This window comes from Parapedomonas caeni, assembly GCF_041060555.1.
Classification (GTDB): domain Bacteria; phylum Pseudomonadota; class Alphaproteobacteria; order Sphingomonadales; family Sphingomonadaceae; genus CAUJIW01.
The window spans coordinates 1-13071 of the sequence record NZ_JBEUDS010000042.1 but is presented as its reverse complement, the minus strand read 5'-3'; the positions used below and the strand labels follow the sequence as shown (position 1 = coordinate 13071).

12 protein-coding genes are annotated in these 13071 nt (G+C 61.4%); 6 read left to right on the top strand and 6 right to left on the bottom strand.

What is annotated here, in order from left to right:
* Positions 1-43: 43 nt before the first annotated feature.
* From ABU113_RS16670 to ABU113_RS16655, 4 genes are read right to left on the bottom strand one after another with little or no spacing between them, the layout of a single operon-like run.
* The gene (locus tag ABU113_RS16670; RefSeq protein ID WP_454560592.1) at positions 44-559 is read right to left on the bottom strand and encodes a hypothetical protein; all 516 of its coding nucleotides are present in this window, start codon (positions 557-559) and stop codon (positions 44-46) included.
* Between the two features lie 20 nt (positions 560-579).
* Complete coding sequence (locus tag ABU113_RS16665) at positions 580-3174, bottom strand: DEAD/DEAH box helicase (RefSeq protein WP_454560591.1); 2595 nt, start codon at positions 3172-3174, stop codon at positions 580-582.
* A 3-nt stretch (positions 3175-3177) separates the two neighbouring features.
* Entirely contained in the window at positions 3178-4971 is a 1794-nt protein-coding gene (locus tag ABU113_RS16660; RefSeq protein ID WP_454560590.1) for a site-specific DNA-methyltransferase, read from the bottom strand.
* On the bottom strand, positions 4968-5291 hold the full coding sequence (locus ABU113_RS16655) for a HigA family addiction module antitoxin (RefSeq protein WP_454560589.1): 324 nt from the start codon (positions 5289-5291) through the stop codon (positions 4968-4970). Before ABU113_RS16655 ends, ABU113_RS16660 begins: the two co-directional genes overlap by 4 nt.
* Positions 5292-5617: 326 nt before the next feature.
* On the opposite strand from ABU113_RS16655, the gene ABU113_RS16650 reads away from it, so the two are divergent.
* The gene (locus tag ABU113_RS16650) at positions 5618-5980 is read left to right on the top strand and encodes a phosphoglycerate kinase (protein WP_188235775.1); all 363 of its coding nucleotides are present in this window, start codon (positions 5618-5620) and stop codon (positions 5978-5980) included.
* A gap of 43 nt (positions 5981-6023) precedes the next feature.
* On the opposite strand, the gene ABU113_RS16645 is transcribed toward ABU113_RS16650, so the two are convergent.
* Positions 6024-6377 (bottom strand): hypothetical protein, encoded by a 354-nt coding sequence (locus tag ABU113_RS16645; protein ID WP_454560588.1) that lies wholly within the window; start codon positions 6375-6377, stop codon positions 6024-6026.
* 237 nt (positions 6378-6614) lie between these two features.
* On the opposite strand from ABU113_RS16645, the gene ABU113_RS16640 reads away from it, so the two are divergent.
* The 4 genes from ABU113_RS16640 (at position 6615) to ABU113_RS16625 (ending at position 12044) form a co-directional block, all read left to right on the top strand.
* The gene (locus tag ABU113_RS16640) at positions 6615-7100 is read left to right on the top strand and encodes a hypothetical protein (RefSeq protein ID WP_454560587.1); all 486 of its coding nucleotides are present in this window, start codon (positions 6615-6617) and stop codon (positions 7098-7100) included.
* Entirely contained in the window at positions 7100-9496 is a 2397-nt protein-coding gene (locus tag ABU113_RS16635; RefSeq protein WP_454560586.1) for a type IV secretory system conjugative DNA transfer family protein, read from the top strand. Before ABU113_RS16640 ends, ABU113_RS16635 begins: the two co-directional genes overlap by 1 nt.
* A gap of 538 nt (positions 9497-10034) precedes the next feature.
* Entirely contained in the window at positions 10035-10550 is a 516-nt protein-coding gene (locus ABU113_RS16630) for a plasmid mobilization protein (protein WP_454560585.1), read from the top strand.
* Between the two features lie 9 nt (positions 10551-10559).
* Complete coding sequence (locus tag ABU113_RS16625) at positions 10560-12044, top strand: relaxase/mobilization nuclease domain-containing protein (protein ID WP_454560584.1); 1485 nt, start codon at positions 10560-10562, stop codon at positions 12042-12044.
* Positions 12045-12108: 64 nt separating this feature from the next.
* On the opposite strand, the gene ABU113_RS16620 is transcribed toward ABU113_RS16625, so the two are convergent.
* Complete coding sequence (locus tag ABU113_RS16620) at positions 12109-12546, bottom strand: hypothetical protein (RefSeq protein WP_454560583.1); 438 nt, start codon at positions 12544-12546, stop codon at positions 12109-12111.
* A 166-nt stretch (positions 12547-12712) separates the two neighbouring features.
* Here ABU113_RS16620 and ABU113_RS16615 point away from each other — a divergent pair, with 166 nt between their 5' ends.
* Entirely contained in the window at positions 12713-13000 is a 288-nt protein-coding gene (locus tag ABU113_RS16615; RefSeq protein WP_454560582.1) for a hypothetical protein, read from the top strand.
* The last annotated feature ends 71 nt before the right edge of the window (positions 13001-13071 follow it).

The following is a 13071-nucleotide window of genomic DNA, read 5'->3' as shown; positions in this document are numbered from 1 at the left end:
AAGGCATGGCCGAACTCAACCAACCCATGATCGAGGAGGAAAATCAGCCCCTACACATCACCGCCAAAGCCGCCTGACGATGGCCCACGGCCACAGCCGAAATTACACCACCTTGACGGACGCGACCAAGGCTCTTCAAATCTTCAGGACTGCAACGGAAAACCTCATCATAAGCGCGAAAACTCAGTTCGCCTAGGAAGCGCTTAATCTGAACAACGTGATCATCGTCATCCGGAGAAATCAGCAAGTGAATATTGATGGGGCTGCTTCGGACCGTACCGACGCCAAGGCGAAGCTCCACGTTCGGAAAAAGAAGGTCTACGTTTGGAAGCCGCCCTGCGGTCTTAAATTCCAAAGTTTTTTCGTAGCTATCGAGAACGTAGTAATCGGTGATACCTAAAGCGGAAATCGTTGGGTCGGCGCCCTCGATGCGGGACAGGAAATCCTCCCATCCCGTATCCCCTGTCCTATAATTATCGTTAAATATGGTTCCGGGTGTGTGAATATGGGGGTCCCACCGCCGCCACACCGAGCCAACAGAGTAATTCTTTCCCTTCATGCGCCCCCCAATACCACCCGTCACAGATACGCGGGCAGTTTCGCTTTCCACTCGCTCATCAGAATCAAGGTGCCTTCAACAGTCTCGCCGTTGTTGACCAGTTCTAGCTCGCCAACCGGCGTGGCCTCGTCCCAACGGAAGTGGTCCGAAAGAAACGCGAGTGCTTCGCGCTTGTAGGCCGTATCGAGATTGTCGAGTTGGTCGCCCTTGGTTTCGAGAACCGTGATCCTCTTTTCCTCGCCGTCGCGCTGCACGGCGAAGATGAAATCCGGATAGATTTTGGCCTTCCTCCACCCTTGGATGCCGTATTGCGTTCGCGCGACATTGCGGTGCCACCACGCTAGCGTCTTTTCCCCGTCGAGATAGACGGCGACATCACGCTCGCCATCGCTGTCCAGATCGTTCTCATAGATCGGCGCGAACAGGCTCTTTTCGAGCGGGCCGCCCGCACGGTTCAGGAGCTGGCGCCCATCCTCGGGTTCGGCTGTTTCGACGCTGAATGGCATCCGCCAGTTACGGCCATCGAGCCGCAGCCTGAATTGAATGCGCCCCGCAGCCACTTCGGCCTTGAATAGGGCTTCGGCGCGCGCGTTGCGCGCTGTGTCGAGGCCCTTGCGAAGCTCTTCCGCAATCAGGCTCGATAGTTGCCCGAGCTTGGCGTCATCGAAGCCCCGCGCCCGAAGGGCAGCCATCGTCGCGCCGACAATCTCGCGCCCTACGAAGGGATTGGGCACGATATCAGAGATCATCCGGACGGCATGCGCCGGATCAAAGGCGAGGATTTCCGTGTTCGCGGCAACCGTTTCGCCGACGAACAGCTCATCGCCGTCCTCCGAGAGACTGATGCGCTGTAGCTGGCTTTCTGCTGCTTGCGCATTTTCGGGAATGCGTTCGGCGATTTCTTGCGGATCAAAGCCGCGCCAGTCGATAGCCGAGAGAACATCGGTTTCGTAATCGAGGTCGCGAGCATCCTCGCCATCCACGACCATGACCTTTGGCAGATAGATTTCCGTCGTCGCGAAGGCCGGACGGCGCTTGATGCTGCGGGAGACTTTCCCCGACGCGCTCTTGTCGTCCTGTGTCACACGCAAAACCAGATCGCCGAGGCCATCCTGTTCCAAGCCGTCTTTGATCGCGCCGACCACCGTGGCGGTGTCGGCATGATGGGTAATGACGTGGCACTCGTCGAGCGCATCAACGCCCGTCTTGAGCGCGCCGGGCTGTCGGAGGATGCGTCCGACAAGCTGCGTCATGGCTTTGAGGTTGGCGCTGGCCGCAAGGCTGCACAGCACGTAGGCGAAGGGACAATCCCAGCCTTCTTGGAGGGCTTGCTTGGTGATGATCGCTCGCACCCGATTGGTGGGCGACAAAAGTTCTTGGTTTTCGGGATCGTTGAGATCGTTCTGCTGCGCGGTTTTAATGGCGATTTCCGCCTGATCGAAACCCGCCGTCAGGAGCCAGTCCTTCACGTCATCGGCATGGATATGCCCGCTCTCGCGCTGATCTGCGCCTGTGCGCTCGACCTGAATCAGCATGATGGGCCGAATGTACCTGCCTGTGTCCGCGCGAAACTGGCGGGCTTCGGCATCAAGAGCGTTGAGCTTGGCCAGCGCCGCGTTGAGCGTCGCCTTCCAGTCATTGCCCTGCCGGGGATCGAGATTGAGCGGCATCTTAATCATGCCTTCCCGATCAAGCTCGCGCCCCGTGACTTCCACCAGCACGTTGGCATACCGGCCGTCACGCGGATTGCGCCCGCCGCGCGGCTGCACATCCTGCGGCGTGGCCGTCAGCTCCAGCACAAAACACGGGTTGAAGCCGTAGAGCGTTCCGAACGCCAAATCGGAAATAGCACGGTGCCCTTCGTCCATAACGACCACAGGGCGGATGACCCGAAGCGCGTTCCCGAGGGAATCCTTCACCATCGGGAACATACCCGTATAGGCGGAGAGGTTCGGCGTGCGGTCGATGGCGGCCTGATGCGCCTGTTGTTCTCCTTCTGGCGGGAAGAAGCCGTGCACATCGCCCCGGTCCTGAAACATCTTCAGGGAATCCTGCGTCTCGCGGTTCGCGGATTGCAGCATCAGCAACATGACGCAGAGGTTGGTTTCCACGTCCCGCGCATCGAGCCGGTCGGTCTTCTCCATGATCTTCACGCGCCCCGCCGCCGCGCGGTCGAGCGCTTGGCGATAGGGATGCTGACGATCTTTCAGGTGCTTGAGCGTCTGCGTGTAAATCGCCTCGTTCGGCACGATCCACAGGACGAAGCCGGTGTTGCGGTCGAGATAACGGCCCATCACCCGCGATACGGCGGAGACGGCGAGCCACGTCTTGCCGCCGCCTGTCGGCACTTTTAGCACCGCATTGGGCACAGGGCGCTCGCAGCCGTCGATGCGAGGCGAGAACGGAATGGCCGCGCGGGAAGCGGGCAGTTTACCTGCCGCTTTCAGCGCTTCCCAAGCCTCTTTTGCGAAGTCCGGTATGGCGAGGCCGAGGTCGGGGTCTTGCGCCGCAAGCGCCGCCACCTTGTCCGCGCGCACCTTCTTTTCCTTCAAGAGGTCGAGATAGGCGTCAAGCGTCGAGAGTACGCGGTCTTGATAGTCGAGCTGGCGATACATGCATCAGCTCCGATCTATCCGGTAGAGCGCGAAGGGCAGCGGAACAAACTCCACAGGGACGTTGTGTTCCGCCAGCATCTTTTGGCTCACAAAGCGCGCCGGAGCGAAAACGAGGTGCCGCTTGCCCGGATCGGACGCAGCGAACGCCTTGGCGCGCGCCAGTGTTAGCGCGGCCTCAGGCGATTTCAGCCAGTCGAGATCGGGCTTGTAAATCAGCCAGACGTGTTGGCCTTCTGTCGCGCCGAGATAGAAGTCATCCTCCCGTACGGCGGCGGGATCGAGCGCGTGATTGGTCGCCATGTGGAACAGCGCTGCGCCGAGACCGGCATAGGGCGGTAGGGTTTTACCGCTGAGGACCTTGTCCAGCTCGACGGGATCACCGAGCGTGCAATAGGTGAAGCTACCGCCAAGACCTTCGGCGCGCTCCGCCACCGTCTTTTCGCCGGTGACGATCAATTCGCCGTCTTTCACTTCCTTCTTGATCCGGTCATATTCGTGGCCGTGCAGGTTTTCGATAGCTTCAACCTTGTGCACCAAATCGCCGCTATTGCTGAGCGTCCGCCAGTTCAGCCGCTCCCGCAGCAGTTCTGTCTTCTGCGTTCCCTTGAAATCATAGCCCTTAATGACGCGTCGGATGCGCTCCGCGGTCAGCCGGTCTGCATAGTTTTCCATTTCCACGAGGATGAAGCGACGGTTGCCGTCGTCTTTCTCGTTTGCTGCTAGCACGGCGTGCGCCGTCGTACCCGAACCTGCAAAGGAATCGAGAACTATGGCATCCGGTCCGCAAGAAAGTTCCAAGATACGTTCAATGAGTTGTCGCGGCTTGGGGGTCTCGAACGGCTTCTCACCCTCAAACAGCTCTTTCAATTCTGCACCTGCGTTTCGGGTGCTGCCCGCAAATGTATATGGCCACCATGTTTGGTTCACTACGCCCGGCTTTGCTTCTTTTAGAAACTTCTTCTCCATCGGAAAATCAGCGTCACCGTTCTTGCCCCACCAAATGCGCTTATCAGTTTCTAGCCATTTCATTTTTGTGGGTGGCCTCCGCCAACTACTACCTTTCGGAGGAAAAACCTTTCGTCCTGCTTTATTGGTCAGGGCGTAGTAGTCTCGATCCCGATGCTCTGCGCGCGTCAGCGGCGCGGCCAGCCAATCCCCGCGAGGGTCGTCATCGGGGTTAGTGTAGTTCGCAATCTGATCTTCGTTTCTCTCCAAAAGATCTGGAGAAAAGTCCTCTGATTTTCGAAAGGCAATAACATGATTATGAGTCTCAGCGATACCGGAGCTATTGTTTCCGGGCGTATCTTTTGACTGCCAAACAAAATTGGCTAAAAAGTTTTCTTTTCCAAAAACCTCATCCATCATCAATTTAAGACGATGGGCCTCATTGTCATCGATAGTTATCCAGATACTTCCGTCATCGGCCAAAAGTTCGTGTAGAAGGCGTAAGCGCGGCCACATCATGGCGCACCATTTGTCATGGCGGAGCCCATCCTCGATGCCAATCGGGTTGGCTTCCAGCCACTCCCGGATCATCGGAGCATTGACGTTATCATTGTAGCACCAGCCTTCGTTGCCAGTGTTGTACGGCGGGTCGATGAAGATGCAGTCCACCTTGCCAGCGTAAAGCGGAAGCAGAGCCTTCAACGCATGCAGGTTGTCGCCGTGTATGACGAGATTGCCGTCGAGCGCGACGGGGCCAATGCCTTTGGTTTCGTCGGGCACGAGCGGGCGGAAGGGCACCGCCAGATGGTGGTTGTAGACAAACTCTTTGCCCTTGAAACTCAGCTCCGTCATGCCCGCCCCTTCGTGTTCAGTCCTGAATATCGCTCGACTTTAATGTCTCCCGCCCGCTTGCGCGCTTGGGCGATGTCGTAGCTGTTTTGCATTCGCATCAGCGTTTCCATGGAGATGCCAAACGCCTTCTCGATCCGGAGCGCCATTTCCGGCGATAGATGCGCCCGCTCGTTGAGCAGCGCCGACAGCGCAGGCCGTGTGACGCCGAGCACTTCGGCGGCATCCGTCACGGACAGGCCGTGCGGTTTCAGCACTTCATGCTTCACGAAGCCGCCCGGATGGGCGGGTTCCTTTAGCCGAACATCGGCCTGATTTGGCATGTGCGGTATCCGGTTGAATTGCCCCTTGAATCGGCTTTCAGCCTATCGGACGGATCGTTGCCTGTAAAGACACGCTTTACATAACCTGCGACGCGTGGGCCGTGTCCGGCTTCCGGCACAACGGCACATCCACCGCCGCGTTTGCTCCTGCGGTGTTGTTCCGCCCTCAGTCATGCCGCGTTCCTGGCGTCGGGCGCTTTGCCGTCAATGGGCTGCCCGCACCACCCCTTCGGGCCGTGTTGCCCATGACGGCAGCAGCTTGGTCCCGCCGCTCCGAGGTGCCGCGTCCTTCGGGACGAACAACACCAATCAAAAGGAGCAACAAAATGGGACTGGATATGTATGCACTTGTGACCCGCGAGAAACCGGCAACGCCCTTCGGCTTCAAGGTCGAAGATGCCGCTGAAATCCACTACTGGCGCAAGCATCCGAACCTGCACGGCTGGATGGAAAGCCTCTACTTCGAGAAGGGCGGCGCGGATACGTTCAACTGCATCACGCTCGCTCTGACGGCGGAAGACCTCGACCGTCTGGAAGCAGATGTGCGCGCAGGGCATTTGCCGCCAACCAGCGGTTTCTTCTTCGGCGAATCCGACGGCAGCGAAAGCGAAGATGACCTGATGTTCATCGCCACCGCTCGTGCGGCCATCGCCGAGGGCAAGACCGTATTCTATGATTCGTGGTGGTAGGCCGACCTGCGGCGGGGCGCGGCATTGCCGCGCCCTCGCGGCTTCACACCTTCACGAAGCGCGAGCCGACAATGGCGGCGCGGGCGGTTTCATCGCTCCACAGCAGACGGACTATCTTGCCTTGGCCGATTTTCCCGCGCTGGCGGCGTATCGCTTCGCCGCGTTTGAGCGGATAGAGCGGGCGCAGCCATTGCGGCGCAGGCTCGACCGAGCAAGCCGTCACTTCGATATGCACCCAGCCGCCACGGTCAATCTTGACGACTTGGCCCGTGATGACGCGGTGGCCGGTGATGACCGGCCTTTTCTTGGAATGGCGCGGCTGGGGTTTCCAGACCGGCTCGCGCCAGCGGATCACGTCCGCCACGATGAAATCAGTGCCGCAGGACAGCCATTTCACGTCTCCCCCAATCCGGGGGCGCTTTTCGTGCGCGGCATTGCCAGCGCATCTTCGCTTGCGCGTTCTCTGTGGTAAGCTTGACGCGCCCCCTGTCTCTTTAGATTGTGAAGGGGAAAGACGTTTGTGCGCAAGTACATCTGCAATGTCCTGTCCATGAGGCAGGACATTGCAAAGATGTGCCGAGGCGGCTTGCCGCTCCGCACAAACATACAGACGTATGTTTACTGAGGGGGCACCATGCCAGAGGACAACCCGAGCGCACCAACCGCAGATGAAGCGCTCAGCGCTTGGGAAAATGGCGCAGGCAATACGCCCGACGCGCCGCCGCACCCGAAGCTCGCCCATATCAAATCCCTCTTCGCCGCGCATACGGATGTATGCAGCTTGGAAGACGTGCTTTCTGCCGCGATGAATGACGCGGGCGAGGCCGCGTCCGTGACCGTGGAGGTGCAACCGGGATTGCTCGCGCTTCTCGCGCACATCGAAAAACTCGATTCGGCCCGAGTCGGGCGGAATCCCGCGCCGCCGTCGCGCGTGCTCGCGCAGATCGTCAGCAATCACCTCGAAAATCTGCTGCATACCATCGTAACCGACCCGACCAGCCATCCGCACTATGCGGAACTCTGGAACGACCTCTGCGCCGCCGAAGGCGCGCCGGAACTGGCGGTGCCGACCGGCGACGGGGCGGACAGGACTCCGCCCGCTGAAGGAGGGCCGTTCTGATGCGCGCGGCGACGAAGCCCTTGCGGGCCGTCGCCTTATCGTTGGCGCTTGCCGCGTCGCCGTTGTCCGCCGCCGCGCAAGAATCCGCGCCAAGCTGGCAGAAGGATAACCCGATATTCCGGCAGGGCGGCGAGCCGCGCGGGCTGGTGCTCCCGCCCGCGCAGCAGCGCGTCTTTGACCGCGACGCGGCGTTGCTGGCCGATATCCGCGTGGAGCTTGCGGAGGGCGAGTATCGCCGCAAGGCAGGCGAGATTGACGCGGCGGCATGGCGCAGCCGCGCCGCTGAACTGCAAGCGGCAGAAGATACCTTGCGCCGCAAATGGCAGGGCATCGGCACGGGCCAAGACCTCATGCTGAGCAGCGCCGCCGATAACATCGCCCGCGCGCGCATGGCGGCGCTCAGAGCGCGATACGACCCGCCCAAAGAACCGACCCCTTGGAACTACGTCACCGGGCTTGCGGGGATTGGCAAGGACATGGCCGTGGGCCTGTTCCGAGACAGCGTCGGCTTTCTCGGCAGTCTGTTTTCCAGCCTGTTCGCCCCACTGGCCGTCCTCTTGGGCGTCGTCGGGCTGATTTGGCTCGTGAAGGACAAACGGCGCAAACCGAAGCCAAGACCCGCCCTTTCCGACAATTACGGCTCAGCCCGCTATGCGGAGGTACGCGACCGCCTTGCCGACGCATATGACGGCCATCGGGGCGTGTTTTTCGGCAAGAGCAGCGCGCCAGAGCTTTCAGCCATCCCCATCGAGCAGCAGGCGGGCGCGCCCGTGCTCTCGACGCCGGAACACCATACGCTGATTGTCGCGCGCACCCGCACGGGCAAAGGCACCCGCGTTATCGTGCCGACGCTCCTGCGCTATGGCGGCTCGGCCATCGTCATCGACCCCAAGGGCGAGAACGCCGCCATCACGGCGCGCATCCGGCGCGGCACCCTCAATAGCGCCGTCCACGTCATCAACCCGTGGGGCGAACTGGCGGAGACGTTCAAAGAGCGTGGCCTTGCGCCCGCGACCTTCAATCCGCTGGACGTGCTAGTGCGCGACGACCCTAACGCCGTCGCGGTGGCGCAGGCGCTTGCTGCGGCGGTCTGTCCAACGACCCCCGGCGACAAAGACCGCTATTGGCAGGGCAGCGCCGCCAATGTGCTGACCGCCGTGCTCTTGTGGATCACCGACCAGCCGGGCGAGCAAAAGACGCTCGCCCGTGCGCGGGAGATTGTGAGCCTGAGCCGGAGGGATTTCACGGAGAGGTTTCTGGTGCCGATGGCGGCCAGCAGCGCCTTCGGCGGGGCGATACGGGAGATGGTCAGCCCGTATCTAGATTTGGCGCAAGAGACTTACAGCGGCATCATGTCCAATCTGTCGGAGGCCACGAAATTCCTCTCCGACCCGCAGGTGAAGGCCGCGACCGCCCAATCATCCTTCGACATGGCCGACCTCATCCGCGAGGCCGTGACGGTCTATCTGGTGATACCACCCGACCGCATCGACACGCAGCGCACATGGCTCCGGCTCATGACCACGGCGGCCATGCACACCTTCAAACGCTATCCGCTCGGCGGGCGTCCGCCGCACCGCTGCATGATATTGATGGACGAGTTTCCGGCGCTTGGCCGCATCGAGGATTTGCCCCGCGATATCGCCACCATGTCGGGTTACGGCATCGACTTCACCCTCATCGTGCAGGGCCTCGACCAGCTCAAAGACCTCTACGGCGCGGCGGCGGGCACCATCCTCTCGAACTGCGCCTACAAATGGTTTTGCAACGTCAACGACCTTGAAAGCGCCAATTACCTGTCCGAAACCTTGGGCAAAGTGACCGTGCAGACGGTCGGCCATGGCGAGGGCCAGAACTTCGGCCCCGGCGGCGGCGGGCACAGCGAAAACCTCAACTACGGAGAAACAGGCCGCCCGCTGCTCATGCCCGACGAGGTGCTGGCCTTGGGCCGTGACGTGGCGATTGTCCTGAATCCCGCCGACCGCCCGCACTACGTGCGTCCGGTCGATTACTGGCGGCTGCCCAACGCCTTCGCGCCCCTCGCCAGCGCCTATCCGCACCTCTATTGGGAGCCGCCCTTAGCCTACGACGACAACCCATATTTTGTGCGGGGCGGCAAATCGGACGGCGGCCAAAGAAACGGTCACGGGGGCCGCCAGTCCGGCGGCGCGCGTCAGCGCGCCGCAAAACCCAACGGCAAAATGACGCGCGCGGAAGCGCTCGATCTTCTCGGCCTTTCGGAAGGCGCGACCGCCGCTGAGGTGCGGGCCGCATGGAAGCGGCTGATGCAGAAGGTGCATCCCGACACCGGCGGCTCGGCCCGTTTCGCGCAGATGCTCAACGAGGCCCGCGACGTGCTCGCCACGGGCGGCGGCGACGAGGGCCGCGCGGGATGAAAGCATCGCCGCACTGCCCGCCTTCGTGCTATGCTGCGCTTCAACCCGCGCTGAGCGAGTCGCATACGATTGTATGCAGACGGCGATATCCCGCCTTGCCGCAAGCGCTCGCTACCCCACACCCCAGCACGTCCCGTGCTATCCTAAGTTATGGCTTAGGAGAGTGTGCAAGCCATGTGCGGACTGACCGTCCGCACCCCGCACCTGAAGGTGCTGGCTTGGCAAGGAAGGCGCTTCGCCCTCCCGTTGCATCCCTCCCGAGCAAGGGGTTTCACACCCCTGCACCCGTGCGGGGAGCCTTCGTGCTCCCTGCGACCCATGACCGGGGCTTTGCCCCCGGACCCCACCAAGGCACGTCGTCCTTGGAACCAGACAAGGGGTTATCGCACCCCTCGACCACTCGCCGGAGACTTCCGCGTCCCGGCACCCACGGCCAGAGCTTGCGCGCTCTGGACGACGCGCAGGCGGCTTTCATGCCCCTGCACCCTGACGAGGGAGAACGCCCTCGACCCCGCCGGACACGTCCGGCAGAAAGGAGATGCGCTTGAGCGATAGCGGCTCAGAGCACAGCCCTTCCGGGCGGCGCAAGTCGGAACGGCGGCAACGCACCGCCACCATCTATGCCCGCGTCACGCCCGACGAAAAGTCGGCTTTTCTCGCCCGCGCCGACAGGGCGGGCATGGCCGCCGCCGCCTTCGCCCGTGCGGCGCTCATCGGCGAAGCCGGTCCCCGCGCGCAGCGGCGCATCCCTGCCGACAGTGCTGCGCTGCGTCAAATCCTCGGCCACCTTGGCAAGACCGGCAGCAATCTGAACCAGATTGCCCGCTACCTGCATACAGGCGGCGAGCCGGAAACCGTCCTGCCGGACCTGCGGGAAGCGCTGGCCGACTTCGCGCACATCCGCAGCCTCATCTATGACGCGCTCGGCAAGGAGCCGGATCGCGCGCCAGCGGCGACATCCGCACCGGCTCCAATACCGGCAACGGCACCGGCACCGCCGGAGTCTATCCCGCCTGCGGGATTGTCCAAGTTCATCCCGCCGCCAAAACCGTGAGGCGGCGACATGATTATCAAAGGAGGCTCACGCGCCGGACCCCGCCAGCTTGCCGCCCACCTTCAGCGCACCGACACCAACGAGCGCATGGAGGTGCTGGAACTGCACTCCGGCCTTGATGACCTGGCCGCGACCTTCCGCGATTGGCAGACCCTCTCGGAGGGCACACGCGGCAAGAAGGGCCTCTATCACGTCAACATCGACCCCGACGCCCGCTATGACATGACGCCCCAGCAATGGGCGCGTGCTGTCGAGGTTTTGGAACAAGAACTTGGGCTGGACGGCCAGCCCCGCGCCGTCGTCCTGCACGAAAAGAAAGGCCGCCAGCACATCCATATCGTCTGGGCGCGCACCGACCTCGAAACCATGACCATGCGCTCGGATAGCAACAACTATCTCGCCCATGAGCGCGCCAGCCTGAAACTGGAACGCGAGTTCGGTCATGAGCATGTGCCGGGCAAACACGCCAAGCGCGACCGCGCCAAGCAGCCGGAGTTCCCGCGCGCGGATGTTAGTCATGCGGAGCACCAACAGGCCGAACGCAGCGGCCTTTCTACCCAAGACCGGCGGGCGCAGTTCGCGGCGCTCAAATCATCCTGTGACAGCGGCATGGCGTTCAAGGTCGCCGTGGAAGATGCGGGCTATGTGCTGGCGCGGGGCGACAGCAAGGACTTCGTACTCGTCGGGCCGGAGGGCAGCGTTTACAGCCTGAGCCGCGAACTCAAAATGAAGGCCGCCGAGGTGCGGGCCTTCATGGCGGTTGTGGACCGCGATATTCTCCCCACAGCCAGCGAGGCCAAAGCCCAGCAGCGCGAGCGGCAGAAGGATGCCGAGCCGCCTGCATTCGAGATGCAGCGCCCGCCCGTCGAAGATCTCGCGCCAGCGCCGGAGGCGCAGGGCGAGATGCCGGACGCGCAGGAGCAGGATTCCGGCGCACCGGAACTCGCGCCCGCCGTCGCGGCGGCATTGGCCGCGCGCGAACAGGCCGAGGCCGAGAAACTGGCCAAGTGGCATCATGCCGAATTGCGCCAGCTCCGGCATGTGCTCGTTCTTGAGGCGCGGGATAAGATGGACGGCCTGCGCCGCCAGCAGCAGGCCGAGCGCGAGCGCTTCATCCGCGACGGAAAATTGTCCGGCATCGAGGGATATATCGAAGCCCTGCAAAACCGCCTCAATCCGGGGCGCGGCGCGGAGAAACGCTTTGAGCGCGACACCGCATGGAAACACCTGCGCGAGCGGCAGGCCATAGAGCGCGCCGACCTTCGCACACTCATCCGGCAGGATCGGGCCGAACATATCGAGGAACTGAAAGAGCGCCACGACCAGCAGCGGCGCGATCAACAGGCGGGGTTTGCGCGGGACCGTGTCCGCTACGCGGAAGATTCAGCCCGCGCGGCGCGATTGCTCGCGCAGGTCGAAGAAGACCGCCGCGAGGCGGAGCGGCAACAACAGGAGGGGCGCGCGGCGGAACCGCCGCCAAGGCCAGCAAAGTAAGCGGCTCGCGTTTCCTGCAACCAGAACCGGGCCGCAAGAAAAAGAAGAAAAAGGTTGCCACAGGTCAGCAGGGCGCAGCCGCCGCCGAAGGGCTGTTCGGCTGGCTTCCCGACGTGGCGGCGATATCCGCCGCCGTTTCGCGCTTCTTACATCTGGATGCTGCATCGTCGCCGGTGTCAGAGCAGCCGGACACGAGCGCGACCGCGAAAGACAGTGAAGGTTTTGAAGACCCGCCAGAGCTTGTGCCCACGTTCATACCGACCGTGCGCCGCGTGCTCTCGCGTTTCATGAATCCGGCGAAGAAGCGCAGCGTGAAAAACCGCCGCGCGCGCGGCCTTCGCGCACTTCTTGCGCGCACGGGATTTAGGTCGAAGTTTCTTGCAGCGCCCACACCACCGCCAGCGCCAAAACCACTACCGCCAGCACCGCCGAAGCCTACATCGCCCCCAAGCGCATCACCATCATCACCAAAGCCGGCTTCGTTGCGTGGAAAATTCAACAAGCCAATAGGGCCTTAGAAAACAGAAATTTCCTTCGAGTGACGTGATTTTATAGAAAACCAATTTCTTCTTGCGATTTTGAAGATAAAATGAAAGTATAATCGATATATATTAGTTATATAAATTGTCTCTATAATAATAAAACAATCTAAATTTGGATATCGTGATATGACTGATAAATTACTAAACGAAAAAGCGGCAATTCCGCCACTGATAGATCTCCCCGTATATCGAAATACCTACTGCGATCAGAAAATGACCGATGATCTCTTGCGTCATCTATGGGAGGCGCGAGCCGATTTAATTTCTGAGGCTGCGATACTTGAAGTCAAACCAGATGCATACCGCATACACGCCGATTACCAATACAAGGATGTGTTAGATAAAATAATCACCTACCTGGACACCCGCAACAACCGTGATTTTGGCGACTTGATTGGCCGCGGTGCGGCATGATGCCTACAGGATGACCGTTTGTGCGGACAGATTGTCCTTTTTGCGCTGGTTTTGATGGGCTTTTCATCCGC

Excerpts from the sequence above, each read along its gene's own strand:
- ABU113_RS16660 (WP_454560590.1), bottom strand. The coding sequence starts at position 4,971 with ATGACGGAGCTGAGTTTCAAGGGCAAAGAGTTTGTCTACAACCACCAT.
- ABU113_RS16665 (WP_454560591.1), bottom strand. The coding sequence starts at position 3,174 with ATGTATCGCCAGCTCGACTATCAAGACCGCGTACTCTCGACGCTTGAC.
- ABU113_RS16630 (WP_454560585.1), top strand. The coding sequence starts at position 10,035 with ATGCGCTTGAGCGATAGCGGCTCAGAGCACAGCCCTTCCGGGCGGCGC.
- ABU113_RS16655 (WP_454560589.1), bottom strand. The coding sequence starts at position 5,291 with ATGCCAAATCAGGCCGATGTTCGGCTAAAGGAACCCGCCCATCCGGGC.
- ABU113_RS16640 (WP_454560587.1), top strand. The coding sequence starts at position 6,615 with ATGCCAGAGGACAACCCGAGCGCACCAACCGCAGATGAAGCGCTCAGC.
- ABU113_RS16635 (WP_454560586.1), top strand. The coding sequence starts at position 7,100 with ATGCGCGCGGCGACGAAGCCCTTGCGGGCCGTCGCCTTATCGTTGGCG.
- ABU113_RS16625 (WP_454560584.1), top strand. The coding sequence starts at position 10,560 with ATGATTATCAAAGGAGGCTCACGCGCCGGACCCCGCCAGCTTGCCGCC.
- ABU113_RS16650 (WP_188235775.1), top strand. The coding sequence starts at position 5,618 with ATGGGACTGGATATGTATGCACTTGTGACCCGCGAGAAACCGGCAACG.
- ABU113_RS16615 (WP_454560582.1), top strand. The coding sequence starts at position 12,713 with ATGACTGATAAATTACTAAACGAAAAAGCGGCAATTCCGCCACTGATA.
- ABU113_RS16670 (WP_454560592.1), bottom strand. The coding sequence starts at position 559 with ATGAAGGGAAAGAATTACTCTGTTGGCTCGGTGTGGCGGCGGTGGGAC.